This window comes from Marisediminicola sp. LYQ85 (genome assembly GCF_046600695.1).
GTDB lineage: Bacteria > Actinomycetota > Actinomycetes > Actinomycetales > Microbacteriaceae > Marisediminicola.
In genome coordinates this window covers 79,780-106,452 of the sequence record NZ_JBKIWO010000004.1, presented here as the reverse complement: position 1 = coordinate 106,452, position 26,673 = coordinate 79,780, and the positions used below count along the sequence as shown (strand labels likewise).

Below are 26,673 nucleotides of genomic sequence, written 5' to 3'. Positions count from 1 at the left end.
GCCCGGCAGCGTCAGCATTCCCACGCACACGCGACGCCATCGAGCGCGGATCACATCCGCTCGAGGCCCTGTCGGGCGCGGGTTGCGGTGTGTTATGTTTCCGCCATGATCGAAGGCGACCATGAGAAGTCATTACTCGACGTGCGCGGCATCCGAAAGGCATTCGCCGGAGTTCAGGCTCTCGACGGTGTCGACCTGAGCGTGCGGGCGGGCGAGGTGCACTGCGTTCTCGGCCAGAACGGTGCGGGAAAATCCACCCTCATCAAGACACTCTCGGGGGTGCACCAGCCCGATGCCGGCGAGATCTCGTGGCAGGGTGGCGCGGTCTCTATAACCGACCCCGACGCGGCCCTCGACCTCGGCATCGCGACGATGTACCAGGAGTTGGATGTCGTCGACGGACTCTCCGTCGCCGAGAACATCTTCCTCGGCCACGAGCACTCGACCGCGGGGGTCTTGAGGGTCGGTCACGCCAATCGTCTGGCGAGAGCACTCATGGACCGGCTCGGCCACGGCGGCATCTCGCCGTCGACCGAAGTCGGCACCCTCTCGGCGGCCAACAAGCAGATCGTGAGCATGGCGAGGGCCCTCTCGCGCGACGCGAAACTCATCATCATGGACGAACCGAGCGCCGTGCTCGACTCGGCCGAGGTCGGCAACCTCTTCAGGGTCATCGACGAGCTCACGTCGCAAGGGGTCGCCGTGGTCTACATCTCGCACCGCCTCGAAGAGATCCGACGCATCGGCGACCGCATCACGGTCATCAAAGACGGTCGCAGCATGGCGACGGGCCTGAGCGCGTCGCAGACCCCCACCCCCGACCTCATCAAGCTCATGACCGGGCGAGAGGTCAGCAACGTGTTCCCTGCGGGCACGCCGGTCGCGGCATCCGCCCCCGTGCTTCTCGACGTCGACTCCCTCGCGGTCGACGGTCTGTTCTCGGACGTCAGTTTCCACGTGCGCGCGGGCGAGGTCGTGGGCCTCGCCGGGCTCGTCGGGTCGGGGAGGTCGGAGATCCTCGAGACGATCTACGGCGCGCGCAAAGCCAGCAGCGGCACCGTGACGGTCGACGGATCCGTCGTCTCGGCCGGCTCGGTGCCCCGAGCGGTCGCCGCGGGCATCGGGCTGTCTCCCGAGGAGCGCAAGAGTCAGGGACTCATCCTCGACGAGCCCGTCTACCGCAACGTGACCCTCTCGACGTTCTCACGCTTCGCTCGCGCGGGCATGCTCGACGAGAACGCGGAGCGCGCGGCGGCGCGCGAGAAGCTCGAGGCCCTCGAACTGCGCCCCGCCGACCCCGACCGCCCCGCCCGCACACTCTCCGGCGGAAACCAGCAGAAGATCCTGCTCGCCCGCTGGCTCGTGCACGGAACCAAGGTGCTCCTGCTCGACGAACCGACGCGCGGAGTTGACGTCGGCGCACGCGCGGAGATCTACGCCCTCATCCGCCGCCTCGCCGACGCGGGCACCGCCATCGTCGTGGTCTCGAGCGAGATCGAAGAGGTGCTCGGCCTCGCCGACCGCGTGCTCATCATCGCCGAGGGTGACGTGTTGGCCACGACGGCGACGACAGACATCGACGAGCACGGCGTGCTCGACACCATCATGAGAGGAACCGCAGCGTGAGCGAACAGCGCACGACAGCCACGACCCCGTCCGACCCGACCCCGGCGTCGCCGCGAAGCGAGAACCCGGGCGCAGCCAAGAAACTCCTGTCGGGTTCGGTGGGGCGCAACCTCGGGCTCGTCATCGCCCTCGCGCTCCTCGTGGTCGTCGGAACGGTGACCGCGGGCGACCGCTTCCTCTCCGTCGACAACATGCTCACGGTCGTGCGCTACGCCTCGATCATCGGCGTCATCAGCGTGGGGATGACCTTCGTGATCACGGCGGGCGGAATCGACCTCTCGGTCGGCTCGGTCATGGGACTCGCGAGCGTCGTGACGACCCTCGCGGCCGTGCAGCTCGCGGCGACCCAGTCGACGTGGCTGCTCATGGTCGTCGTCGCCCTCGGTGTCGGGGCCTCGGCGGGGTTCATCAACGGAATCGTGATCGCCTACGGCAAAGTCGTCGCGTTCATCGCGACTCTCGCGATGCTCGTGGGTGCCCGCGGTCTCGCAGAACTCGTCTCCGACCGCCGGACCCTCATCGTGAACAACACCGACTTCCTCGCCTTCACTCGCGGAGACCTCCTCGGCATCCCCGTGCTCATCTGGCTCTTCGCCGTCGTTGCGGCGGGCGGGTGGTTTCTACTGAACCGCACGACCTTCGGTCGCCGCACCGTCGCCATCGGAGGCAACCGCGAGGCGGCTCGCCTCGCGGGCATCAAGGTCGAGCGCCACACCGTGTACCTCTACATGCTCGCCGGGACGACCGCGGGCATCGCCGCCGTCATGATGCTCGGGCGCACGATGTCGGGAACCTCGACGCACGGAACGCTCTACGAGCTCGATGCGATCGCTGCGGTCGTCGTCGGCGGGACGCTGCTCGCGGGAGGTCGCGGCACGATCGTCGGAACCGTGCTCGGGGTGCTGATCTTCTCCATCCTCACCAACATCTTCACCCAGAACAACCTCGACACCTCGGTCCAAGCGATCGCGAGAGGTCTCATCATCGTCGTCGCCGTGCTCCTGCAGCAGCGCTTCGCGAGTCGGAAACCGAAGAGCACCTAGGCGAGGGCGCTGCGGAGGGCGAGCGTGCGACCCGCGGCGCGGATCCACTCGAGGGTGTGATCCATCGCCGCGGGCCCCGATCCGGCGAGCTCGGCGAGCGACACGGCACCGTCGAACCCCGACGCGTCGGCGTCGATGCTCCCCGCGACGAGGAGGATGCGCGCCCCCTCCGCACGGGCGAGCTCGGCGACGACAGAAGGCACCTTGCCGTCGGCGCTCTGGCCGTCGAAGCGCCCCTCCCCCGTAACGACGACGTCGGCCGATCGGATGGCGCCCGCGAGCCCGATCGCGTCGGCGACCGCCCGCGCACCGGGAGTCATCGTCGCCCCCCACGCGATCAAGCCGAACCCCGTGCCGCCCGCGGCGCCCGCCCCCGGAGTCGACGGGTCGGCAAAACCGAGATGGCCCGCGAGCCGAGCGAGGCCCGCGTCGAGGTGCGCGATGTCGCGCGCATCCGCCCCCTTCTGCGGCCCGAACACCGCGGCGGCGCCGTGGACACCGAGGAGAGGGTTGGTCACATCCCCGAGGATGGCCGCGCCCCCGGCTGGCGGGGGCACGAGATCGCGGATGTCGACGCTCGCGAGATCCGCCAGACCGCGACCACCCGGCGCGATCGGCAGCCCGTCGTCTCGCGTCAATCGAGCACCGAGGGCGGAGAGCATCCCCGCACCCCCGTCGGTGCTCGCGCTGCCGCCGATCGCGAGAAGCACGCGATGCGCACCCGAGTCGAGTGCCGCGCGGATGACCTGCCCGAACCCGCGCGTGTGCGCGTCGAGGGGGGCGAGCTCGGGGAGCAGGGTGATGCCGCTCGACTCGGCGAGTTCGACGACCGCGATCGAGCCGGCACCGCCGCCACCCTCGTGTGTGTCTCCGGGGAGTTCGAGCCACCGCGCCTCGAGGGGGCGGCCGGGTGCGGGGTCTACGGGACCGTCGACCGGTCCGTCGACCGTGACCGCGTGCATCCGCCCCCTCGGCACCGCCGCGGCGAGGGTGTCGATGGTGCCCTCACCCCCGTCGGCCATGGGCGCGAGCACGAGGGAGTCGTGCGGCCGCGCCGACCGCCACCCCGACGCGAACGAGCTTGCGGCCTCGGCCGCCGTCGCGGTGCCCTTGAACGAGTCGGGTGCGACGACGACCTCGAGGGCCTTCGCGGTCGACGTCATTCGGTGCGCGAGAAGAGCGCCGCCAACCATCTCGTCTTGGCGAGGTGGTGGAACTCCTGCCCGCCCTCGTGGTCGTTGAAGGGATAGACGTCGATGCTCTTCGCCCCGGCCCAGCGGTTGTAGGCCGCGAAGACCGTCGAGGGCGCGCAGGTCTGGTCCATGAGAGCGACCGAGAAGAGTGTGGGGGCGGTCGCCCGCGAGGCGAGAGCGGCCCCGTCGACATAACTGAGGGTGCGGTAGACGCGTTCCACGTGATCGCGATGGCGCCGCAGATACTGCACGACCTCGTTGTAGGGGTTCGAGTCGGTGAGGGTCACCGCTCGTTCGAAATGGCAGAGGAACGGGACATCCACGAGGGCACCCGCGACGTCGTCACCGAGGGCCGCCGCCGCGATGGCGAGACCGCCACCCTGACTCGTGCCCGCGACGACGACGAGCGACGGGTCGACGAGCGACGACGCCCGAGCGGCGTCGATCGCCCGCACGGCATCGGTGTAGAGCCTGCGGTAGTAGTAGGTGCTCTCGTCGAGGATGCCGCGCGTCATCACCCCGGGGATGCCGCCCAGCCCGGCGTCGGCGGTCGGGTCGGGGGTGTGACCCGTCGTCCACCCCCAGCCCTGACCGCGGGTGTCCATGACGAGGTGGGCATAGCCGGAGAGGGCGAACGACATGCGCTCGTGGGCGAGCCCGCGGCCACCGCTGTATCCGAGGAATTCGACGACGACCGGCAACGGACCGACGGTTCCCGCGGGCACGTGCAACCAGCCCTTGATCCTGTGGCCCCCGAACCCCGAGAAGGTCACGTCGTACGTGTCGACGAGGGTGACGCCGCTCTCGACCCTCTCGAAGACCGCGTCGAGGTCGAAACCGCGAGCCTCAGCGAGGGTGTCGGCCCAGAAGGCGTCGAGGTTCTCCGGCTCCGCGATGACGGGGCGGTAGTCCCGCAGCTCGGCGAGGGGCAGATCGAACAGGGCCACGGTGCTCTCCAGACGACGACGGGCGACGGCCACGCGATGCGGCGTGACAGGCACGCCCACTGTACGCAAAATCCGCGAGGGTGCGCCGGAACCGGCACACCCTCGCGGAAACGACGTACTGGGGAGGGGCTACTTGCGCGAGTTCGCGGCGCGACGCTTGTTGAAGACGTCGAATGCGACCGCGAGCAGGAGCACGAGACCCTTGATGAACTGCTGGTAGTCGGTGTTGACACCGAGGAGCGACATGCCGTTGTTGAGCACACCCATGATGAGACCACCGGTGATGGCGCCGATGACCGTTCCGATTCCGCCGGTGACGGCGGCTCCACCGATGAAGGATGCCGCGATCGCGTCGAGCTCGAAGAGGTTTCCGGCGCCGGGTCCCGCGGAGTTCAGTCGACCCGTGAACACGAGACCGGCGAGAGCGGCGAGGGTGCCCATGTTGACGAAGAGGTAGAAGTCGACCCACTTCGTCTTGATGCCCGAGAGCTGCGCGGCGTGGAGGTTTCCTCCACGGGCGTAGACGTGGCGACCGAAGACGCTGCGGTTCATGACCGTCGTGTAGACGAGGATGAGCACGGCGAGCACGACGAGCACGATCGGCGTTCCGCGCGAACCGGGGGCCACACCCAGGAGGTACGTGATGCCGATGATGAGCGCCGAGATGAAGACGAGCTTGGTGATGAACCACGCGTTGGGCTCGGTCTCGAGTCCCGCCTTGACGCGCGTGAGGCGACCACGGAACTGCTGGACGAGGAAGAACACCAGGGCGAGCGCACCCAGTCCGACCGTGATCCACTCCGCCGGCGACGTCGCGGCCGGGAACAGGCCGGGGAACACGAAGCCTCCGCCGAGCTGACGGTACTCGTTCGGGAACGGCGTGATCTGCCGGTTACCGAGCACGATCTGCGTGAGACCGCGGAAGATGAGCATGCCCGCGAGGGTCACGATGAAGGCGGGGATGCCGACGAAGGCGACCCAGAAGCCCTGCCACGCGCCGACGATCGCGCCGATGAGGAGCGACGCGATGATCGCGATCCACCACTCGAACCCCCACGAGGTGATCATGACGCCAGACATGGCACCGACGAACGCCGCGACCGATCCGACCGAGAGGTCGATGTGGCCCGCGATGATGACCATGACCATGCCGATCGCGAGGATCAGGATGTAGCTGTTCTGAACGATGATGTTCGAGACGTTGCCCGCGGTGAGCAGGGCACCGTTGGTGAGGATCTGGAACAGCACCACGATCGCGATGAGCGCGAGGAAGATTCCGATCTGTCGCAGCCGAGAGGCCAGGAAGTCGATCGAGTCTTTGATGACCGCCATAGTCAGCTTTCCTTTTCTTGAGTCATGAATTGCATGAGGAGTTCGGGGGTGGCGTTCTCGATGGGAACCTCACCGGTGATGTGGCCTTCCGAGAGCGCGTAGATGCGGTCGCAGATGCCGAGGAGTTCGGGCAGCTCGGAGGAGATGACGATGATCGCCTTGCCCGCTGCGGCGAGCTGGTTGATGATCGTGTAGATCTCGTACTTGGCACCGACGTCGATGCCGCGCGTCGGCTCGTCGAGGATGAGAACGTCGGGGTCGGAGAACATCCACTTCGACAGAACGACCTTCTGCTGGTTGCCGCCGGACAGCTTGCCCGTGACCGAGACGACCGAGGGCGCCTTGATGTTCATGCTCTTGCGGTAGTCCTCGGCGATCGTGTATTCGCGGTCGCCGTCGACCCAGCCGTACTTGGCCAACTTGTCGAGAGCTGCGCCCGAGACGTTGCGCTTGATGTCGTCGATGAGGTTGAGACCGTACTTCTTGCGATCCTCGGTCGCGTAGGCGATGCCGTTCTTGATCGCTTCGGAGACCGTGCGCGCCTGCACCTCTTTGCCGTGCATGAAGAGGCGTCCGCTCACTCCCGTGCCGTAGGAGCGCCCGAAGACGCTCATCGCGAGCTCGGTGCGCCCGGCGCCCATGAGTCCCGCGATGCCGACGACCTCGCCGGCGCGCACCGTGAGGTTGGCGCCGTGGATGACGACACGATTGGACTCGGTCGGGTGGTGCACGGTCCAGTCCTCGATGCGCATGACCTCGTCGCCGACACTGGGGGTGCGGTCGGGGTAGCGGTGCTCGAGGTCACGACCGACCATGCCCTTGATGATGCGGTTCTCCGAGATCTCGTCTTTCGCGAGGTCGAGGGTCTCGATCGTGCGACCGTCACGGATGATGGTGACCTTGTCGGCGATCGCCTTGATCTCGTTGAGCTTGTGGCTGATGATGATCGACGTGATGCCCTCGTCTTTGAGGCCGGCGATCAGTCCGAGGAGGTGGGCGGAGTCTTCGTCGTTGAGCGCGGCGGTCGGCTCGTCGAGGATGAGGAGCTTGACCTTCTTCGAGAGCGCTTTCGCGATCTCGACGAGCTGCTGCTTTCCGACACCGATCTCGCTCACGGGGGTGACGGGGTTGTCTTTGAGACCGACGCGCGCGAGCAGCTTGGCCGCCTCGGCATTCGTCTTGGTCCAGTCGATGAACCCGTTCTTGCTCTGCTCGTTGCCGAGGAAGATGTTCTCGGCGATCGAGAGGAACGGGCTCAGTGCGAGCTCCTGGTGGATGATGACGACGCCACTGTCTTCGCTGTCGCGGATGTCCTTGAACTCCACGGTCTTGCCCTCGAAGACGATCTCGCCCTCGTAGCTGCCGTAGGGGTAGACGCCCGAGAGCACCTTCATGAGGGTGGACTTGCCTGCGCCGTTCTCGCCGCAGATCGCGTGCACCTCACCCGCCGCCACCTCGAGGGTGACGTTCTGCAGCGCCTTGACGCCGGGAAACGTCTTGGTGATGTCGCGCATCTCGAGAATGCTCTCGGTCATTCGTTACTCGCTTTGCCTTGTCGGGTCGTTCGGGTGGTGGGGTGACGACGGGGAAGAGGCCCGACGCGCGGTGTGCGCGTCGGGCCTCGACCTCGATTACTCCAGGTCTTCGGCGGTGTAGTAGTCCGCGCCGATGAGAACCTCTTCGTAGTTGTCGACGGTCACGATCTCCGACTCGAGGAGGAAGGACGGAACGACCTTCTCACCGTTGTCGTACGTCTCGGTGTCGTTGACCTCGGGCTCTTCGTCGTTGAGCACGGCGTCGACCATGGCGACGGCCTGCTCACCGAGCAGACGCGTGTCCTTGAAGATCGTCGAGTACTGCTCGCCCGCGATGATGGAGCGGACCGAGCCGACCTCGGCGTCTTGACCCGTGATGATGGGCAGGTCGCTCGCCGAGTATCCACCGCTCGTGAGAGCGGAGATGATGCCGATCGAGAGGCCGTCGTAGGGCGACAGCACGCCGTCGATCTGCTCGTCACCGATGATCGTGAGGATGTTCTCCATGCGCTCCTGCGCGGTCTCGGGCAACCAGCGGAGGATCGCGGCCTGCTCGAAGTTCAACTGGCCACTGGGCACGTTGAGCACCTCGGAGTCGAGGTAGGGCTGGAGGGTGTCGATAGCGCCATCCCAGAAGAAGTTGGCGTTGTTGTCGTCGGGGCTACCGGCGAACAGCTCGACGTTGAAGGGACCCTCTTCACCGGTCTCTTCGCCGTTCTCGTCGAGAACACCGAGACCCGTGAGGAGCGACGTGGCCTGCTGCACGCCGACCTCGTAGTTGTCGAAGGTCGTGTAGTAGTCGACGTTCTCGGTTCCGTTGATGAGACGGTCGTAGGCGATGACCGGGATGCCCTGGTCTGCGGCCTGCTGGAGAACGCTCGTGAGGGTCGTGCCGTCGATCGAGGCGACGATGAGTGCTCCGACGCCGGTCGAGATCATGTTCTCGATCTGAGAGACCTGGGTGGGGATGTCGTCGTTGGCGAACTGGAGGTCGACCGAGTAGCCGAGCTCTTCGAGTGCGGCCTCGACGTTGTCGCCGTCGGCGATCCACCGCTCCGACTGCTGCGTCGGCATGGCGACTCCGACGGTGATGTCTTCGGCGCTTGCGCCCTCGCCACCCCCGCCTCCGGTGCGGTCGCCGCTGCATCCGGCGAGTGTCATGGTGAGAATTCCCGCGGCGGCGATGCCGGTGAGGAGTTGCTTCTTCTTCACTGTGTTCCTTTCGTTGTTTCTCGTGGTCTCAAGAGAGAGGGGACCGATCGACGGCACCGAGTGCGGCCGACCGGAGTGGTGGGGGCGGTGTCAGCGGGCGCTCGGAGTGAGCGCGAGCGCAGAGTGCGCGGCTCGGGCCGGGCGCACGGAGGAGGACCGGAGCGGGAGAGCTCCGCCCGACGCGACGATGTCGCGCGACACGGGGCCGAGGGAATGGGTGTTCATGCTTGACCTCTTCGTCATGCGGTACAGGTGCGGGGTGCTGGTGCGGGTGCGGGTGCTGCGAGCCAATGTGAACGGTCACATGGACGACCTCATGCTAGCCCTAAAACGATCGCGCCTGTCAACTCCGTGATTCACGGTTCGATAACGGGGTTCGCGCATCGGCCCGGCGAGGGGCGGCCGTCGACCCGCGCACGATGAGTCGCGTCGCAGAATCGCTCGGGGGCGGCGCCTGATCCCCCTCGAGCGCGGCGAGGACCGCGGCCATGAGACGCGACCCGAGGTCGGTGAAGTCCTGCCGAACCGTCGTGAGGGCGGGGCGCAGGAATCTCGACTCGGGGATGTCGTCGAACCCGACGATGCTCACATCCCGGGGTATCTGCACCCCCGCGTCCGAGAGCGCCCTGATGAGCCCGACCGTCATCTGGTCGTTGGCACAGAAGATCGCCGAGGGCCTGCCCCCGGCGGCGAGGGCGTCTGTCGCCACGAGCTCCTGCCCGATCGCGAACCCGCTCGCGGGGCTCCAGTCCCCGACGATGGGTGAGCGCGTCGGCAGTGCGCGGGAGACCATCTCGTCGCGCCATCCGCGTTCCCGCTCCGCCGCGTCGACGGACCACCGGGGGCCCGCCACGTGCACGACGCGGTCGTGGCCGAGGTCGAGCAGATGGGCGGTCGCCGCTCTCGCGCCCGAGTACTGGTCGATCGCGACGCTGTGGAAGCCCGACCGATGGCTGCTCTCGGCCGTCACGAGCGGCACCGAGATGTCGAGCCCCGCGATCGCGTCGAAGACGACCTCGTCGGCGACGACGAGAACGAGCGCCTCGACCTCTTGCGCGAGCAGGAAGTCGACGGCGTCGATCATCGACTGCCTGTCGATCGTCGACATCGTCGCGATCGACACGTGGTAGCCGGCGAGGCGGGCACTCTCGTCGAACGCGAGCATGGTGCTGCTCGGTCCGAAGAGAGGCCCGCCCGTCATGATGAGGCCGATCGTGCGGGTCTTGCGTGTCGCGAGTGCGCGCGCCGCCGCGCTCGGGCGATAGCGCAGCTCGCTGATGGCGCGCTCGACGCGCTCGCGCGTGGCCGGCCGCACGTTCACTCCGTCGTTGAGCACGCGAGAGACCGTCTGGTGCGACACCCCCGCGAGCTTCGCGACGTCCGTGATCGTGGCCGCCACGCGCGCTCTAGAGCCCCCGGGCGAGGCGGTAGTACGCCTGGTTCCACTTGAGCTCGCGCGCGAACGAGCGCAGCGTCGTCGACGAGTCGATGACGACGAGTTCGTTGCGCGCGATCTCGGCGAAGTCCTCGAAGACCTCGATGCCCACGGCCGTGCTCATGACGGTGTGGTGCGCGGCCCCCGCGGTCAGCCAGGCTGCCGCGCTCGTCGCGAAGTCGGGCTCGGGCTTCCACAGCGCCCGGGCGACCGGGAGCTTGGGCAGCGGGTGCGGGAGGTCGACGACCTCGACGACGTTCGCGACGAGACGGAACCTGTCGCGCATGTCGGAGAGGGCCACGACGACGGCGGGGCCGGCATCCGTGTCGAAGACGAGGCGAACGGGGTCTTCGCGCCCGCCGATGCCGAGCGGGTGGATCTCGAGGCGGGGCTTCGAGGTGGTGAGCGACGGGCAGACCTCGAGCATGTGGGCGCCGAGGATGAGCTCCTCGCCCGCCGTCATGTCGTAGGTGTAGTCCTCCATGAGCGAGGCGCCACCGGCGAGACCCGAGCCCATGACCTTCGCGGCACGCACGAGCACGGCCGTCTTCCAGTCGCCCTCCGCGCCGAAGCCGTAGCCGTCGGCCATGAGGCGCTGAACGGCGAGCCCGGGAAGCTGGCGGAGCCCACCGAGGTCTTCGAAACTCGTCGTGAACGCGCTGAACCCGCCGGCCTCGAGGAACGAGCGCAGGCCGAGCTCGATGCGTGCGCCGTAGCGCAGCGACTCGTGGCGGTCGCCTCCGGAGCGCAGCTCGGGAACGACGTCGTAGAGCTCCTCGTATTCGGCGACGAGAGCGTCGACATCCGTCTCGCTCGCCGCGTCGACCGTCTCGACGAGATCGTTGACACCCCAGGTGTTGACCTGCACGCCGAACTGCAGTTCGGCCTCGGTCTTGTCGCCCTCGGTCACGGCGACGAAGCGCATGTTGTCGCCGAAGCGCGCGAGCTTGAGCTCGTGGGTCGCGGCCCACCCTGCGGCGGCGCGGCTCCAGGTGCCGACCTGCGCGACCACGGCGGGGTTCGACACGTGACCGACGACGGTCTTGCGGGCGACACCGAGGCGGGTCTGGATGTATCCGAACTCCCGGTCGCCGTGGGCGGCCTGGTTGAGGTTCATGAAGTCCATGTCGATCTCCGACCAGGGGAGTTCGACGTTCGCCTGGGTGTGGAGGTGCAACAGCGGCTTGCGCAGCAGGTCGAGACCCGTGATCCACATCTTGGCTGGGCTGAACGTGTGCATCCACGCGATCACACCGATGACCCGGTCGTCGGCGTTGGCGTCGAGAGCGAGCCTCTTGATCGAGTCGGAGTCCTTGAGCACGGGCTTCCACGTGACCGCGACCGGGATGCCCGTCGCGTTCTGGAGGGCAGTCGCGATCTCCTGCGACTGCTCGGCCACTTGCTTGAGCGTCTCGTCTCCGTAGAGGTTCTGGCTGCCGGTGACGAACCAGACCTCGTAGTCGGAGAGCTCGGGGATGATGCTGCGGGTCATGATGTCGCCTTCTGTCCATAGACGTTCTGATAGCGATCGAAGAGGGAATCGATCTTGTCCTGCGGGATGGGGATGGTGTCGCCGAGCTGCTTGGCGATGTGCACGGTGCGCGCGACATCCTCCGCCATCACGGCGGCCTTGACGGCGTCGCGCGGGTTCGAGCCGATCGTGAACACCCCGTGGTTCTGCATGAGCACGGCCCTCGAGCGGTGGCCCGTGAGGGTCTCGACGATGCCTTCGCCGATCGATTCGTCGCCGATGATCGCGAACGGCCCGACCGGGATCTCGCCGCCGAACTCGTCGGCCTGGCCCGTGATCACACACGGCACGGCTTCACCGCGCGCCGCCCACGCCGTGGCATAGGTCGAGTGCGTGTGCACGACTCCCCCGACCTCGGGCATGTTGCGGTAGACGTAGGCGTGAGCCGCCGTGTCGCTCGAGGGGCTGCGCTCGCTTCCCTCCGAGCCCTCGACGACGGTGCCGTCGAGGTGGCAGAGGATCATGTTCGACGGCGCGAGGTCGTCGTACTCCACACCGCTCGGCTTGATCACGAAGAGGTCGGCGCCGGGCACGCGCCCGGAGATGTTGCCACCCGTCCAGATCACGAGGTTGTAGCGCGTGAGCTGCTCGTGCAGTTTCGAGGCGTCGTCGCGGACCTTCTGGATGGCGATCTGGATGTCTGGGCTGAATGTCATACGTCTGCCTCCCTTTCGGCGGCGTCGCTGACACCGCTCTCGTCTTTCGGGGTGCCGTAGGCATCCCGCTTCATGGCCTTGAGCCTGTGCATGACGTCGTTGCTGCCGCGACCGAAGTAGTCGTGGAGCAGGGCGTACTCGTCGAACAGGAGGTCGTAGGCATCCGCCCTCGCTTCGTCGGGCGTGTAGACGGCCCGGTCGACCTTGCCCATGACCTCGCCAGCCGCACGCACGTCGGGGTAGGCCCCGGCGGCGACGGCCGCGTGGATCGCCGACCCGAGCGCGGGTCCCTGGTCGCTCGCGATGATCGAGATCGGCATGCGCAGGATGTCGCTGTAGGTCTGCATGAGGAAGCTGTTGCGCAGCAGTCCGCCCGCGACGATGAACTCGGTCACGGGGACACCGCTCTCGGCGAAAGCCTCGACGATGACCCTCGTGCCGAAGGCCGTCGCCTCGAAGAGCGCGCGGTAGACCTCTTCGGGGCGCGTCGTGAGCGTCATGCCCACGACGGTGCCGCTCAACTGGTGGTCGACGAGAACGGAGCGGTTGCCGCTGTGCCAGTCGAGTGCGACGAGTCCGTGGCCGCCGACGGGCTGGTCGCGCACGAGTTCGGTGAGGTGCTCGTGGATGCTCAAGCCTGCTTCGGCCGCGGCCGCGGTGTAGCGCTCGGGCACCTGGTTCTTGACGAACCACGCGAAGATGTCGCCGACACCCGACTGGCCCGCCTCGTAGCCGTAGAGCCCGTCGACGATTCCGCCGTCGACCACGCCGCACATTCCGGGGACGTCGCGCAGCTGGTCGGAGTTCATGACGTGGCACGTCGAGGTGCCCATGATCGCGAGCATCTGGCCGGGCTCGACGGCCCCCGCGGCCGGGGCCGTCACGTGAGCGTCGACGTTGCCGACCGCGACGGCGATGCCCTCGGGGAGGCCGGTCCACTCGGCGGCCTGCGCGGAGAGGGTGCCAGCGGCATCCCCGAGACGGCCGATCTCGTGTGCGACCTTGTCGTCGGCGAACCCGGCGAAGTCGGGGTTGAGCGCCGCGAGGAAGTCGCGGCTCGGGTAGGCGCCGTCTTGCAGGATGCCCTTGTAGCCCGCGGTGCACGCGTTGCGCACGTAGGTGCCGGTGAGCTGCCAGACGATCCAGTCGGCCGCTTCGACCCAGTGGTCCATGCGCTCGTAGAGCTCGGGGTCTTCTTCGAGAAGCTGGAGCCCTTTCGCGAACTCCCACTCGCTCGAGATGAGCCCGCCGTAGCGGGGCAGCCACGACTCGTCGCGGTCGGCGGCGAGGGCGTTGATGCGGTCGGCCTGTCCCCCGGCGGCGTGGTGCTTCCACAGTTTGACGTAGGCGTGCGGGCGGTCGGCGAACTCGGGGAGCTCGTTGAGGGGTGTTCCGTCGCTCAGCACGGGCAGCGGGGTGCTCGCGGTGAAGTCGGTGCCGACGCCGATGACTTTCGCGGGGTCGATGCCCGTCGCCCGGATCGCGGCGGGGACCGCGGTCTTGAGCACGTCGACGTAGTCCGACGGCACCTGCAGAGCCCACTCGGGCGGCAACGGTGCGCCCGTCGCCGCGAGGGTCGTGTCCATGACCGCGTGGCTGTACTCGTGGGTGGCCGAACCGAGCTCGGCACCGTCGGATACCCGCACGACGAGCGCGCGGCCCGAGAGCGTGCCGTAGTCGATGCCGATCACGAACTGATCGTCGGGCGAATGGACCGGTGGCGCAGTGCTCACGGGCGACTCCTTCGTCTGGGGATGGGGTTCACTGGTGGGGTTCAGTGGCGCGGCGCTTCGGAATGTGAGCGCTCACATTTGCCCCGAGCCTACCGCCGGGGCGCCCACTTGTCGATGCGGGGCGGAGGTGCGGCCGACGACTCCCGCACCACGAGCTCGGGCAGGATCTGATCGTGGTTGAGCCCAGTCTCCCCCTCGATCTCGCCGACGAGGAGGGCGACGGAGCGCCGACCCAGCTCGGCGAAATCCTGTCGGACCGTCGTGAGGGTCGGCCAGAAGTGCCGCGCCTCGGGGATGTCGTCGAAGCCGACCACGCTCACATCTCCCGGCACGTCGAGCCCCGCATCACGGAACGCGTGCATGAGACCGAGAGCCATCTGATCGTTCGCGGCGAACACGGCCGTGAAGTCACGGAACTGCACGACCTCCTCCCCCACGTGATATCCGAAGTCGGCTGTCCAGTCGCCGAGGATGGGAGGGAAGAGCCGCAAATCGGCACGGTCGATCTCGTCGAGGAAGCCGCGCATCCGCGCTTCGGCCTCGATCCAGTCCTGGGGTCCGGCGAGGTGCAGGATGTCGGCGTGCCCGAGATCGATGAGGTGCCGCGTGACGAGACGTGCGCCCGCGATCTGGTCGACGGAGAGGCTGCGCGGGGCGTCGCGCCCCGTCGAGTCGAGGGTGACGAGCGGGATCGTGAGCTCGAGTGCTTTGAACGCGTCGAACACCCGCACCTGCGGGGCGATGACGACGAGCCCCTCGATGGCTTGCGCCATGAGGTGCTCGAGGCCGCCGGTGATCGAGGCGTAGTCGCTCGTCGCGAGACTCATCGTGCTCACGAGGTATCCGGCCTCACGCGCGGCATCCTCGATGGCGCGCAGGCTCGTGTTCGGGCCGTAGTGCGCGGTCTGTGCGGTGAGCACCCCGAGAGTCCTCGACTTGCTCGTGACGAGGGCCCGCGCGGCCTGATTGGGGCGGTACCCGATCTCACCGATGATCTCGAGAACGCGCTCTTTGGTGCTCGGCTTGATGTTCTCGGAGTTGTTGAGCACTCGAGACACCGTCTGGTACGACACTCCGGCGAGGCGAGCGACGTCCCGGATGTTGGGAGCTCTGCCCTTCGGTGGTTCCATGATGATGTCGAACCCGGCTTCATTGACGATGTGTACGTTCACATTTCGTGAACCGGTCCAGTATGGCGCATCGAGCGTGAGCGCCAGCCGCCGCGTCTGAGCGGGCTCGGTGGCGTTTCTAACACCCGCTCACCGATTCACGCTTCTCCCGACCTCAGTTCCCGCAGGGCCGCGAGAGCCCCGCCGACGAAGGTGTCGCCGAGGCCAATCGTGGTCGGTGAATCGACCGGGATGAGGAAAGCCGGCCTGGCCGAGATGGGGGGTCCCGCGATCGAGGCCAGCTCCTCGACGAATCGGACAGCGTCAGGCTGCCGGGGCCACTGAGCGAGAGTGTCGAGACGGGAACGGTCGACGTGGTCGCCGAAGGCGTAGCGCGCGCTCGCGCTCGCGATCCCGCCGTCGAGGGCCGCGAGCTGCACAGCGGAATCCCCGCCGACAGCCAGTGCCCAGTGCCGGGAATGCACGACGACCGTCGGCGATCCGACATCGGCGTGCAGTCGACGAACGGCCTCGACCACCGCTTTCGGGTCGAGCAGGTCGATCCGATGCCCGAGGTGCACCGCGAGCTCATCCTCGTTGCAGCTCCAGATGTCGACCGTCTGGCCCAGTGCCATCCGGACCCGATCCGAGAAGCCGGACACGTGGAATCCGCTGTGCTCGTACCATGCGATCGCCGAGGGGTTGCGGCGGGCGAGATGTCGAGTGACGTCCGAGAGACGCCTCTCGAGAAGCTCGACGTTTCGCATCGAATTGAATCCCGACACCATGATGACGCGGGCTTTTTCGACGGCGTCTCCCAGCTCTTCACTGATGACCATCAGCTGGTTCGGCAGATCGTTCGAGAGGATCACGCGGTTCGGATGAGGGGTGACGAAGTCGTGAGAGCCGACGCGGACTGTGGCTCCGGCAGGGAACTGCACGATCACGTGAGGGTCGAACGAATCGTGATCGGCACTGGAGATGATCTCGACCGTCGGCGGCATCAGGCGCCGCACCGTGTCGTCGACGCTCACGAGGTGCACCGTGGAGGGCATTCCGATGCGGTCCATAGCTATGGCGGCGCGCACCGGTGTGCCGCCCAAGGTCCGGACACTCGCGAATCGATCGGTGAACGAGCCGAGCGCGTCGGGTTCGTCGACGAAGTACTCGCCGCCGGTCCCCTCGGGCACGTGCGAGAGAACAGCACAGAGAACGTCGCGCTCCGTCTTCAGTGCACGGGGCGCGACCAGATCTGCGGGGGTGAGACAGTACTCGGCGGCGAGCATCGACAGCGTGTCTGCATCCCATCCCACTTCGAGGTCGACCGTGCCGCCGAGTCCGAGAACGACCTCGGCGGCACAGGAGTCGGACCTAGTAGTGGCGTGCACGACCAGCCGCATCGAAGAGGTCGATCTTCTGCGCTGCGGTGACCTTCATCGCCGCGATGGCGGGAGGTTGGATTGTGTTCGGCTCCCGCACGGTCGCATCCGCCAGGATCTCGCGCACCTTTCGGTGGTAGGCCACCTTGATGTCACTCGAGATGTTGATCTTGTTGACACCGAGCTTGACCGCCTGGCCGATCTCGTCGTCCGGGTTGTCTGATCCGCCGTGAAGAACCAGGGGGATCGACACGGCGGCCTTGATCTCCTTGAGCAGATCGAGTCTCAGCTCGGCCTTGAGGTGCGACGGGTAGATCCCGTGGCGGGTCCCGATGGCTATCGCGAGACTGTCGACGCCGGTGAGTTCGACGAAGCGGACCGCCTCCGCGGGCTCGGTGTAGATGATGTCGGCGGTGCCGGCCTCGGCCTCGTCATCGGTCTTGCCGATGGTTCCGAGTTCCCCCTCGACCGACAGTCCGACCGAGTGCGCCGCTTCGACGATCTTCGCTGTCAGTGTGGCGTTGTCGTCGAACGGCAGCATCGAACCGTCGATCATCACCGAGGTGAATCCGTGCTGGATCGCCGTGAGCACTTGCTGATAGGTCGCGCCGTGGTCGAGGTGGATCGTGACCGGGATGCTCGCATTGCGGGCGCGGGCGACGACACCAGGCATCATGTCGACGCCGATGTGGCTGAGCTCATCGGGGTGGATCGCGAGGATCACCGGGGACTTCTTCTCCTCGCTCACGGCGATCACACCGTTGAGCATGGCCCAGTCACTGATGTTGAAGGCGGGGATCGCGAAGCTGTTCTCATTCGCGACGTCGAGCAGGTCTTTTCCCGAAAGCAGCATGGGTGATGGTTCTCCTTTTTCGTAGGTGGTGCGGTGTCGTGCGGGTCAGCTCTTCACCGCACCGGAGGTCAGCCCCCCGATGAAGTGACGCTGAAAGAACAGAAAGAGGATCAGAACCGGGAGCATCCCGAGCAGGCTCATCGACATGAGCTGGGCCCACTCCTGATTGGCCTGGCCGAGGAGGAGCTGGATGCCGATCGGCAGAGTGCGCATCTCTTCTGTGCGCGTGAGGGTGAGGGCGAAGAGGTACTCGTTCCACGCGATCATGAACGTGTACACCCCCACCGACACGATGCCCGGCATGGCGACAGGCACGATCACACGGAACAGTGCCGTGAGGGGCCCCGCTCCGTCGACCTTGACTGCCTCGTCGAGTTCGCGCGGAATGGTGTTGAAGTAGCCCGTCATCATGATCACCGCATAGGGGACGGTGAACACCATGTAGGTGAGGATGAGCCCTGCGTAGCTGTCGTAGAGACGCAGCGCGACGATGAGAGTGAAGTACGGGATGAGCAGAGTGATCGGCGGGACGGCCTGGACACCGATGATGATGATGCTCAGTAGCCCCTTCATCTTGAAGTCGTATCGACTGAAGGCGTATGCGGCGAGGATGGCGACGAGAAGAGTCAGCAGCGTCACCGCGATCGCCACGACGTAGCTGTTCACGAAGAATCTCAACTTCGTGGGGTCGGTGAACACGGCCGTGTACGCATCCAGCGAGAAGTTCTCGGTTATGAGGGTCGGGGGAGACTCGAAAACCTCGGAGTTGGTTTTGAACGAGCTGACCACCATCCAGAAGATCGGGAAGCCCGCGAGCACCGCTGCTCCGAGCAATGCCGCGATCGTGCCGGTTCTCGTCACCCTGAGTCGGGTCGCACGCGTCATCGTCATCGATCTGCCGCCTTCCGCTGCTGGCGCACGTAGAAGATCGCCACGACGAGAGAGAACAACAACACGAGCACGGCGCTGGCTGACGCCTGACTCAGTTCGAAGTCGCCGAAGGCGAGTTTGTAGGTGAACGTACTGAGCATCTCGGTGACGTTCAGCGGTCCGCCCCCGGTCGTCAGCCAGATGAGCGCGAACTGCTGGGTCGTCCAGAGGAGGTCGAGGATCGCCATGCTGACGACGATCGGCATCAGTTGCGGGAGAGTCACCCAGAAGAAGCGCTGCACCGCGTTCGCGCCGTCCACGGTGGCCGCTTCACTGAGTTCTCCGGGGATGCCCTGCAGACCGGCGAGCAAGCTGATCATGAAGAACGGGTAGCCCGCCCAGATGTTCATCACCGTGACGGCGAAGAGGGCGGTCGCCGGGTCACCGAACCATTCCTGACCCTCCTCGAGGATTCCGCCGGTGATGAGGAAGAAGTTGATGACGCCGTTCGGGGCGAGGATGAGTCGCCAGAGCACGGCGATGACGGCCGCCGTGAACAGCCACGGGAGAATCAGGATCGTGCGGAAGACCCCTTTCGAGAATCTGCCGAGCACCGGACTGTTGAGAAGCAGCGCGAAAGCGAGACCGATCACCAGGTGGGCTGCGACGCTCGACCCCGAGAAGATCGCCGTGTTCAGGGTCGCCGGCCAGAAGTTCGGCTCAGCGAGGACGGCGACGTAGTTGTCGAGTCCGACGAACTCAGACCCGGGTCGCGTTATGACATCCGAGAGCACCGAGTTCGCGATCACGATCACGACCGGAACGATCATGAGGACGAGCAGGAGGATCACCGTCGGGGTGATGAACCAGTAGGGGGCGGCGCTTCCGCGCTTGACTCGCGGGCGAGGGCTTGTGGGCGTTGGTGGACGCGCACGAAGCGTACTCGGTGTGATGACTACCATTCGGTGACTCCTTTGTCGGGGTGGTGCACCACAGCCGGAGCCGTGGTGCACCACCCGTGCTGCGATGGATCAGAACTCGCTGAGCCACTCCGTTTGGGAAGTCTCGAGCGCTTCCTCGACACTCTGGTCGCCGGTCAACACTCGCTGGAACTGCTCATCGAACGTCCGCATCAGGGAGTCGGCAGTGGGCAGTCCGACGAATTCGTTCGCCGGGTACCCGCTCTGGTAGATCTCGAAGGCGTCCTCGTATAGCGGGTCGGCGTCCGAGAAGTCGGGGGTCGAGGCGGTGTTGCCCGGGAACGCGTTCGCCAGCGTCGAGAGCTCGGAGTTGACGCTCTCGCTCATGAGGTACGACACGAGCGCCCACGACTCCTCGGGGTTCTCCGACTGCGCTGAGACACCGAGACCCCACGAGGCGTAGGGGATGCCCCGTTCGCCCTCGTAGCCGTCTTCGGCGGGGATGGCGGAGATGCTGAAGTTGAGATCGGGCGATGCCTCCTTGATCGTGTCGATGCGCGACAGCGAGTCGATCATCATTCCCACCCGCCCGTTGATGAACTCGGTCACCTTGTCGGGCTCCTGCAGCGTGAGAGCACCCGGGGTGACATCGTCGGCCTCGTAGAGGTCCTTGACGAAGGTGGTCGCGCTCGTCACCGCCGCGTTCGTGAGGTCTGGCTGCCCCTCGTCGTCGAGCATGCTTCCACCGGACGCCCAGACCCACGACATGAGGTCGTTCTGAATGCCGTTCGGATTCTCGGTCGAGAGCGGGATGACCCATCCCTTGGTCGTGGAATCGATGTCGCTGATCGCGGCGGCGGCGTCCGCGAACTCACTGCGGGTCTGCGGGATCGACGAGACGCCGGCCTCAGCGAGCAGGTCGTCGTTCGTGAACATCGGGTAGATGAAGTTGACGACCGGAATCATGTAGGTGCCACCGTCCACCTGCACCTGACTCGCGAGTTGGCTGTCGTCGTAGTCGGCGTCAGCCATCAGATCGGTCATGTTCGCAAGCGCGCCCTGCTTCTGCAGGTCGTTGACCCAGGCGCCGTCGAGTCCGACGACGTCCGCCATGGTGTTCGACGCCGCGGCGGTGAAGGTCTGGTCCTGCACAGACGCGTATGGACCGCTCAACATCTCGACGGTCACGCCCGGGTTCTCGTCTTCGAACCCGTCGATGAGTTCTTGCAGTGCACCCTCCGGAAGTTCGGGCGCCCACCACTGCGAGAACTCGATGGTGACGTCACCACCGTCCCCGCTCGATGCACCACCTGAACTGCAACCGGTCATGGTCATTCCAGCGATGGATACTGTGGCCCCGATCAACAGGATCCGCCGCCGAGCAACGTTGCTCATGTCTCTCCTCATTGAGATCTTCTCCGCGTTCGCAGTTATTTGCGTTTATCTGCGGTTTCTTTCTGTCACGATAAGGAGAAAACGGCATCTCGTCAATATGTCCGTGCATCTTGTGGCCCGAAATGGCTAATAATCGAAGGGTGACTACAGAAGATTCGGGCAGGCGCCTCCCCGCGGGCAGAAAAGCGGAGCTCGCTTCCTTCGTGGCCGAGTCCGGAGAGGTGACGGTGGCCAGACTCGCGGAGCGATTCGAGGTGTCGGTCGACACCATCCGGCGGGACCTCGACCAACTCGACGCTGACGGCCATGTCATCCGCACGCACGGTGGCGCGGTGAGCCTGTCGGCCGTGCCGCGCCCCGAGTTCGGTCTCGACGTGCGGATCCGGATGCAACCGGCGGCGAAAGAGGCGATCGGCATCATCGGCGCCGGCCTGGTGCGCGACGGAATGGTTCTCATGATCAACGCCGGCAGCACAGCCTTGGCTGTGGCCCGCAATCTCCGAGATCGCCGGGAATTGACGATCGCCACCAACAGCTTGCGATTGCCTGACGAAATCGCCCCCGAGGCCATTCGTGACCTCTATGTGTTCGGCGGGTCAGTGAGGTTCACGGCGCAGGCGACAGTCGGGCCCGTCGGAATCCCCATCGTCGGTTCGCACCTCGGCGACGGCAGCGAGGCCGACATCCAGAGCGATCTCGCGTTGATCGGAGTCGGAGCGGTCTCCGCACACGGGGGTTACTGGACGAGCAACCTGGCCGAAGCTCAAATGCTCCGGGGGATGATGCATCGCGCGGCGAAGGTCGCGATCCTCGCCGATTCGTCGAAGCTCGATCGGCGCTTGTTCGCGCAGATCGCCGAACTCGCGGAGGCCGACTACTTGATCACGGATGTCCCTCCGCCCGCCGAACTGGCGCGAGCGCTCGAGAAAGCCGGCGTCGAGGTTCTGACCCCGCCCTGACCGGCGCTACCGCTCGAGTGCCTGAAGGATGTCGCCGACGAGGTCGTCGACGCCCTCGATGCCGACCGAGAGGCGCACGATGTCGTCGGGCACCTCGAGCGCCGTGCCGCGCACCGACGCGTGGGTCATCTCCGACGGGTAACTGATGAGCGACTCGACCCCGCCGAGCGATTCGGCGAGCAGGAAGACCTCCGTCGATTCGACGAGGCGACGGGCAGCGGATGCCCCGCCCGCGACCTTGAGCGAGAGCATGCCACCGAAGGCACGCATCTGCCGTGCCGCGATCTCGTGTCCGGGGTGGTCGGCGAGTCCCGGGTAGTACACGCGCTCGATCCGGGGATGCCCGACGAGCGCTTCGGCGAGCGCGAGCGCGTTCGTGGAGTGCTTCTCGACGCGCACCGCGAGGGTCTTGATGCCGCGCGTGGTGAGCCACGCATCCATCGGTCCGCCCACGGCGCCCGCGGCGAACTGCACGAACTGCACCTTCTCGGCGAGCTCGTCGTCGTTGGTGACGACGGCGCCGCCGAGCACGTCGGAGTGACCGCCGAGGTATTTGGTGGTCGAGTGCACGACGACGTCGGCACCGAACGCGAGCGGGTTCTGGAGGTAGGGCGAGGCGAACGTGTTGTCGACGACCACGGTCGCACCGACCGCGTGGCCGATGTCGGCGAGCGCCGCGATGTCGCTCACCTTCATGAGCGGGTTGCTCGGGGTCTCGACCCAGAGCACCGTCGTGCCGGGCGTCACGGCAGCGCGCACGGCGTCGAGGTCGGTCATCTCGACGGTCTGCAGTTCGACGCCCCACGGCACGAAGAGCCTGTTGACGAGGCGGTGGGTTCCGCCGTAGACGTCGTTGCCCATGACGATGCGCGATCCCGGCGCGAGGCGCGCGCGGAGGAGTGCGTCTTCACCGGCGAGGCCCGACGAGAACGACAGTCCGTGCTTCGCCCCCTCGAGGTCGGCGAGGAGGGTTTCGAGCGAGGTGCGCGTGGGGTTGCCGCCGCGGGCGTACTCGTAACCGTTGCGGAAACCCCCGATGCCGTCTTGCACGAAGGTGGAGGTCTGGTAGATCGGCGGGATGACGGCGCCCGTGGTGGGGTCGGGGGTCTGGCCGGAGTGGATGGCGCGCGTCGCGAAGTCACGAGCAGCGGAGTCGCGAGAAGCAGAGTCGGAGGTCATGTCGTCTTTCAGCAAGCGTTCGCAGGGGTGGGGAGTGGCCGGCTCACGCCGAGAGGTAGCTCAGCAGATCGTGGCGCGTGAGCACCGCGGCGGGCTTGCCCTCGTCGGTCACGAGCAGGGCGTCGGCCGTGCCGAGGGCGGTGCGGGCGGCCGCGACCGATTCGCCGGCCCCGATGAGGCCGAGGGGCGGCTGAATGAAAGCCCCGACGGCATCCGTCATCTGTGCCTCGCCGCTGAAGACGAGCTCGAGGAGCCCGCGCTCGTCGACGGCACCGACGATCTCGCCCATCACGACGGGCGGTTCGGCGGTGAGCACGGGCAATTGCGAGATGCCGTATTCGGTCATGATCTGGATGGCGTCGCGCACCGTGTCCGACGGGTGCACGTGCACGAGGTCGGGCAGGGCTCCGGTCTTGCCGCCGACGATCGACGCGACGGTCGCCCCGTCTGGCGCCGTCGAGAAGCCGTAGGAGCGCATCCAGGTGTCGTTGAAGATCTTGCCGAGGTAGCCGCGGCCGCCGTCGGGCAGCAGCACGACGACGACGTCGTCGGGCCCGAGCTCGCGAGCGACCTCGAGCGCCGCCGCGACGGCGAGCCCGCACGATCCGCCCACGAGCAGGCCCTCCTCGCGAGCGAGCCTGCGGGTCAACGCGAACGAGGTGGCGTCGGATGCCGCGATCACGCGATCGACGACACTCGGGTCGTAGGCGCTCGGCCAGAAGTCTTCGCCGACCCCTTCGACGAGGTACGGCCGCCCCGTTCCTCCGGAGTACACCGAGCCTTCGGGGTCGGCGCCGATGATCTGCACGGCGCCGTCGGACACCTCTTTGAGGTAGCGCCCGACACCGCTGATCGTTCCGCCCGTGCCGACGCCCGCGACGAAGTGGGTCACTTTGCCCTCGGTGTCCCGCCAGATCTCGGGACCGGTCGTCTCGTAGTGGCTGAGCGGTCCGTTGAGGTTCGAGTACTGGTCGGGCTTGAACGCGCCGGGGATCTCGCGCGCGAGGCGGTCGGAGACCGAGTAGTACGACTCGGGGCTGTCGGGCGCGACCGCGGTCGGCGTCACGACGATCTCGGCGCCGTAGGCCGTGAGCACGTTGCGCTTGTCTTCGCCGACCTTGTCGGGCAGCACGAAGACGCAGCGGTATCCGCGCTGCTGGGCGACGAGCGCGAGCCCCACACCCGTGTTGCCCGAGGTGGGTTCGACGATGGTGCCGCCGGGCTTGAGCAGCCCGTCGCGCTCGGCGGCGTCGATGATGCGCGTCGCGATGCGGTCTTTCGCCGACCCGCCGGGGTTGAGGTACTCCACTTTCGCGAGCACGGTCGCGCTGATGCCCTCGGTCACCTTGGTGAGCTTGACGAGGGGTGTGTTGCCGATCAGGTCGACGACGGATTCGGCGTATTTCACAGGGGACCTCGGTCGGACTCAGGAGCGGGGATGTCGGGTCGGTGACCCGGCTGCCGAGTCTACCGAGCGGCCCCCGAGTGTTACGGGGCGGGCGCGGGCCGGGCGGGGCAGGGCCGCGGTAGTCCGCCGTCATAGCGGATTCATCAGCTCGTCTTGCCCGCTGCATAGACGCCGTTTCTACCTTCGCTGCAACGACCGACCATTGTTCCGCCTCCGCAGTAGCACCCCGAACAGGAGCCCCACCATGACCATTCGAGAACGGATGCGCCAGTCGCGTCGACGAACCCGGGTCATCGCGGCCGCGAGCCTCGCGATCCTCCTCGCAGCGGGGTGCGTCTACTGGTTCGGCGTGGCCGTTCCCGCATCCACGGCCGAAAGTCGCGCGACCCCCGTCACGGCGACCGCGAGCCTCGAGACCCTCGACAGGACCGTCGAGACGTCGGGCACGGTGAGCTCCGCAGTCGACGAGTCGGTGGGGTTCGAGGCATCCGGAACCGTCACCGTGGTCGAGGCGACCGAGGGAAGCGTCGTCGCGAAGGGCGACGTTCTCGCGAGCCTCGACACGCTCACGATGGAGTCGGCGCTGCTCGACGCCCGAGCGAGCCTCGCCGAGGCTCGAGCGACTCTCGCCTCGAGCACGAGTTCGAGCGACGGCGGCACGGCGGCCCTCGCCCGGATCGCCGCCGACGAGGCAGCGGTGAGTGTGGCTGAGGAGTCCGTCTCCGACGCCGAGGACGCGCTCGGGGCCACGACCCTCGTCGCCCCGGTCGCCGGCGTCGTCACCTCGGTCGGGGTCGCGGTGGGCGACTCGATCACGGCGACCGCGTCGGGGTCGACCGACGGTGTCGGCGCGGCCGATTCGGCCGATTCGGTGAGCGGCTCGGCGGCGTCACCGGCCGCGACGTCGACCGCGACGTCGGACACCGCGACATCTTCAGCCGCCTTCACGATCGTCGGAACCGATTCCTGGACCGTCGCGGCGACCATCGGCGAGACCGATGTGCCGCTCGTCGACGCAGACGACCAGGTCGAGCTCACCCTCGCCGACGGAAGCACCTTCTTCGGTACCGTCGCCGAGGTCGGCCTCCTTCCCGCAACCGATTCCGGAGCGGCCGCCTACCCCGTGACGATCGCCGTTACGGGCGACGCCGAGGGGCTCCACGACGGCGTGACCGCCGACGCCTCGATCGTCTACGAGCGTCGCACCGACGTTCTCGCGGTGCCGTCGGCGGCCGTGACCACCGACGGCGACTTCTCGACGGTCACTCTCGTCGACGCTGACGGGGTCGAGAGCGAGGCTCCCGTGACGGTCGGCGACACGGTCGGTGACCTCGTCGAGATCGTCGACGGCCTCGTCGAGGGCGACGAGGTGGTCGTGACCGTCTTCACCCCTGCGGGGAGCGAGCCGGGTGTCGAGTCGGGCGAGCGCGGAACCGGCGACTTCCCCGGGGGCGGCATGACCCCGCCGGACGGCGTCGAGCTTCCGAGCGGCGGGTTCCCCGGCGGGGATCTCCCGACGGGCGGCTTCGGACCGGGAACGGAGGGCTGACGGATGGCGCAGCACACGCAATCGCCCGCCGCCACCGCCCGCGATTCCGGCCGCTCCCTCGCACGCGACGTCGCACGGGAGGCTCGAGACACGGTCATCGAGCTCGCCGGTGCGCGAAAGACATACCGGTCGGGTTCTCTCGAGTTCGAAGCCCTCAAGGGCATCGATCTCGCGATCGCCGAGGGCGAATACGTGGCCATCATGGGCCCGTCAGGGTCGGGGAAGTCCACGATCATGAACGTGCTCGGGTGTCTCGACACCCTCACGACCGGCAGCTACCGCCTCGGTGGGGCAGATGTGAGCGAGCTCGACGAGATCGATCTCGCACAGATCCGCAATCGTCGCATCGGGTTCGTGTTCCAGCAGTTCAACCTGCTCCCCTCTCTCCCCGCGTGGCGCAACGTCGAGTTGCCTCTCCTCTACGGCCGCGTCGCGCGCGACGAGCGTCGCGAGCGCGCGATCGATGCTCTCGAGAGGGTCGGGCTCGCGTCTCGTCTCGAGAACCGACCGGGCGAACTCTCGGGTGGCCAGCAGCAGAGGGTCGCGATCGCGCGCGCCCTCGTCGGGGAGCCGACGATGATCCTCGCCGACGAGCCGACCGGAAACCTCGACTCGGTGTCGACGAACGACGTGCTCGATCTCTTCGACGAGCTGCACGAGCTCGGCCGCACGATCGTTCTCATCACGCACGAACTCGAGGTCGCTCGACGCGCCAGGCGCATCGTCTGGGTGCGCGACGGCGAGATCCTGCGAGACGAGCCCGTCGTCGACACCGCGGTCGCCGGCCGCGGGGCGGTCGACTCGTGAAC

Annotated in this window: 23 protein-coding genes; 5 read left to right on the top strand and 18 right to left on the bottom strand. The window is 67.0% G+C overall.

Annotated elements, in window-relative coordinates:
- Positions 1-105 precede the first annotated feature (105 nt).
- Together ACLHG5_RS13710 and ACLHG5_RS13705 are read left to right on the top strand one after the other, a co-directional pair.
- Entirely contained in the window at positions 106-1,626 is a 1,521-nt protein-coding gene (locus ACLHG5_RS13710; RefSeq protein WP_411319144.1) for a sugar ABC transporter ATP-binding protein, read from the top strand.
- Positions 1,623-2,669: an ABC transporter permease gene (locus ACLHG5_RS13705; RefSeq protein WP_411316368.1), complete on the top strand. Its 1,047-nt coding sequence runs from the start codon at positions 1,623-1,625 to the stop codon at positions 2,667-2,669. Before ACLHG5_RS13710 ends, ACLHG5_RS13705 begins: the two co-directional genes overlap by 4 nt.
- On the opposite strand, the gene ACLHG5_RS13700 is transcribed toward ACLHG5_RS13705, so the two are convergent.
- The 16 genes from ACLHG5_RS13700 to ACLHG5_RS13625 all read right to left on the bottom strand — a co-directional run bounded on the left by ACLHG5_RS13700 (position 2,666) and on the right by ACLHG5_RS13625 (position 20,709).
- Complete coding sequence (locus tag ACLHG5_RS13700; protein WP_411319143.1) at positions 2,666-3,832, bottom strand: glycerate kinase; 1,167 nt, start codon at positions 3,830-3,832, stop codon at positions 2,666-2,668. The genes ACLHG5_RS13705 and ACLHG5_RS13700 overlap by 4 nt on opposite strands.
- Entirely contained in the window at positions 3,829-4,809 is a 981-nt protein-coding gene (locus tag ACLHG5_RS13695) for an acetylxylan esterase (protein WP_411319142.1), read from the bottom strand. The genes ACLHG5_RS13700 and ACLHG5_RS13695 overlap by 4 nt, the downstream gene beginning before the upstream one ends.
- Positions 4,810-4,938: 129 nt before the next feature.
- The gene (gene mmsB / locus ACLHG5_RS13690; RefSeq protein ID WP_411316371.1) at positions 4,939-6,141 is read right to left on the bottom strand and encodes a multiple monosaccharide ABC transporter permease; all 1,203 of its coding nucleotides are present in this window, start codon (positions 6,139-6,141) and stop codon (positions 4,939-4,941) included.
- Positions 6,142-6,143: 2 nt separating this feature from the next.
- On the bottom strand, positions 6,144-7,676 hold the full coding sequence (mmsA, locus tag ACLHG5_RS13685; RefSeq protein WP_411316372.1) for a multiple monosaccharide ABC transporter ATP-binding protein: 1,533 nt from the start codon (positions 7,674-7,676) through the stop codon (positions 6,144-6,146).
- A gap of 96 nt (positions 7,677-7,772) precedes the next feature.
- A complete protein-coding gene (chvE, locus tag ACLHG5_RS13680; protein WP_411316373.1) occupies positions 7,773-8,888 on the bottom strand; it encodes a multiple monosaccharide ABC transporter substrate-binding protein in 1,116 nt (371 codons plus the stop codon).
- A 90-nt stretch (positions 8,889-8,978) separates the two neighbouring features.
- Complete coding sequence (locus ACLHG5_RS13675; protein ID WP_411316374.1) at positions 8,979-9,113, bottom strand: hypothetical protein; 135 nt, start codon at positions 9,111-9,113, stop codon at positions 8,979-8,981.
- 118 nt (positions 9,114-9,231) lie between these two features.
- Entirely contained in the window at positions 9,232-10,287 is a 1,056-nt protein-coding gene (locus tag ACLHG5_RS13670; RefSeq protein WP_411316375.1) for a LacI family DNA-binding transcriptional regulator, read from the bottom strand.
- A gap of 7 nt (positions 10,288-10,294) precedes the next feature.
- On the bottom strand, positions 10,295-11,815 hold the full coding sequence (gene araA, locus ACLHG5_RS13665; protein WP_411319141.1) for an L-arabinose isomerase: 1,521 nt from the start codon (positions 11,813-11,815) through the stop codon (positions 10,295-10,297).
- Positions 11,812-12,510, bottom strand: coding sequence for an L-ribulose-5-phosphate 4-epimerase (locus ACLHG5_RS13660; protein WP_411319140.1), 699 nt, complete (start codon positions 12,508-12,510; stop codon positions 11,812-11,814). The genes araA and ACLHG5_RS13660 overlap by 4 nt, the downstream gene beginning before the upstream one ends.
- Complete coding sequence (gene araB / locus ACLHG5_RS13655) at positions 12,507-14,243, bottom strand: ribulokinase (RefSeq protein ID WP_411316378.1); 1,737 nt, start codon at positions 14,241-14,243, stop codon at positions 12,507-12,509. The genes ACLHG5_RS13660 and araB overlap by 4 nt, the downstream gene beginning before the upstream one ends.
- A gap of 89 nt (positions 14,244-14,332) precedes the next feature.
- Complete coding sequence (locus ACLHG5_RS13650; protein ID WP_411317265.1) at positions 14,333-15,373, bottom strand: LacI family DNA-binding transcriptional regulator; 1,041 nt, start codon at positions 15,371-15,373, stop codon at positions 14,333-14,335.
- Between the two features lie 137 nt (positions 15,374-15,510).
- Positions 15,511-16,752 carry an ADP-dependent glucokinase/phosphofructokinase gene (locus ACLHG5_RS13645; protein ID WP_411319139.1) on the bottom strand — a complete coding sequence of 414 codons (1,242 nt, stop codon included), beginning with the start codon at positions 16,750-16,752 and terminating at the stop codon, positions 15,511-15,513.
- Entirely contained in the window at positions 16,724-17,584 is an 861-nt protein-coding gene (locus tag ACLHG5_RS13640) for a ketose-bisphosphate aldolase (RefSeq protein WP_411319138.1), read from the bottom strand. The genes ACLHG5_RS13645 and ACLHG5_RS13640 overlap by 29 nt, the downstream gene beginning before the upstream one ends.
- Positions 17,585-17,629: 45 nt before the next feature.
- On the bottom strand, positions 17,630-18,475 hold the full coding sequence (locus ACLHG5_RS13635; protein ID WP_411319137.1) for a carbohydrate ABC transporter permease: 846 nt from the start codon (positions 18,473-18,475) through the stop codon (positions 17,630-17,632).
- The gene (locus ACLHG5_RS13630) at positions 18,472-19,416 is read right to left on the bottom strand and encodes a carbohydrate ABC transporter permease (protein ID WP_411316383.1); all 945 of its coding nucleotides are present in this window, start codon (positions 19,414-19,416) and stop codon (positions 18,472-18,474) included. Before ACLHG5_RS13630 ends, ACLHG5_RS13635 begins: the two co-directional genes overlap by 4 nt.
- 69 nt (positions 19,417-19,485) lie before the next feature.
- Positions 19,486-20,709 carry an ABC transporter substrate-binding protein gene (locus ACLHG5_RS13625; protein ID WP_411319136.1) on the bottom strand — a complete coding sequence of 408 codons (1,224 nt, stop codon included), beginning with the start codon at positions 20,707-20,709 and terminating at the stop codon, positions 19,486-19,488.
- Between the two features lie 200 nt (positions 20,710-20,909).
- Here ACLHG5_RS13625 and ACLHG5_RS13620 point away from each other — a divergent pair, with 200 nt between their 5' ends.
- Positions 20,910-21,728: a DeoR/GlpR family DNA-binding transcription regulator gene (locus ACLHG5_RS13620; protein ID WP_411319135.1), complete on the top strand. Its 819-nt coding sequence runs from the start codon at positions 20,910-20,912 to the stop codon at positions 21,726-21,728.
- A gap of 6 nt (positions 21,729-21,734) precedes the next feature.
- Here ACLHG5_RS13620 and ACLHG5_RS13615 read toward each other — a convergent pair whose 3' ends face one another.
- Positions 21,735-22,907 carry a cystathionine gamma-synthase gene (locus tag ACLHG5_RS13615; protein WP_411319134.1) on the bottom strand — a complete coding sequence of 391 codons (1,173 nt, stop codon included), beginning with the start codon at positions 22,905-22,907 and terminating at the stop codon, positions 21,735-21,737.
- A 43-nt stretch (positions 22,908-22,950) separates the two neighbouring features.
- Positions 22,951-24,315 (bottom strand): cystathionine beta-synthase, encoded by a 1,365-nt coding sequence (locus ACLHG5_RS13610; protein WP_411319133.1) that lies wholly within the window; start codon positions 24,313-24,315, stop codon positions 22,951-22,953.
- A 244-nt stretch (positions 24,316-24,559) separates the two neighbouring features.
- Here ACLHG5_RS13610 and ACLHG5_RS13605 point away from each other — a divergent pair, with 244 nt between their 5' ends.
- Both ACLHG5_RS13605 and ACLHG5_RS13600 read left to right on the top strand, forming a co-directional pair.
- Positions 24,560-25,864, top strand: a complete 1,305-nt coding sequence (locus ACLHG5_RS13605; RefSeq protein ID WP_411319132.1) for an efflux RND transporter periplasmic adaptor subunit — start codon at positions 24,560-24,562, stop codon at positions 25,862-25,864.
- A gap of 3 nt (positions 25,865-25,867) precedes the next feature.
- Complete coding sequence (locus tag ACLHG5_RS13600) at positions 25,868-26,671, top strand: ABC transporter ATP-binding protein (RefSeq protein ID WP_411319131.1); 804 nt, start codon at positions 25,868-25,870, stop codon at positions 26,669-26,671.
- Positions 26,672-26,673 lie beyond the last annotated feature (2 nt).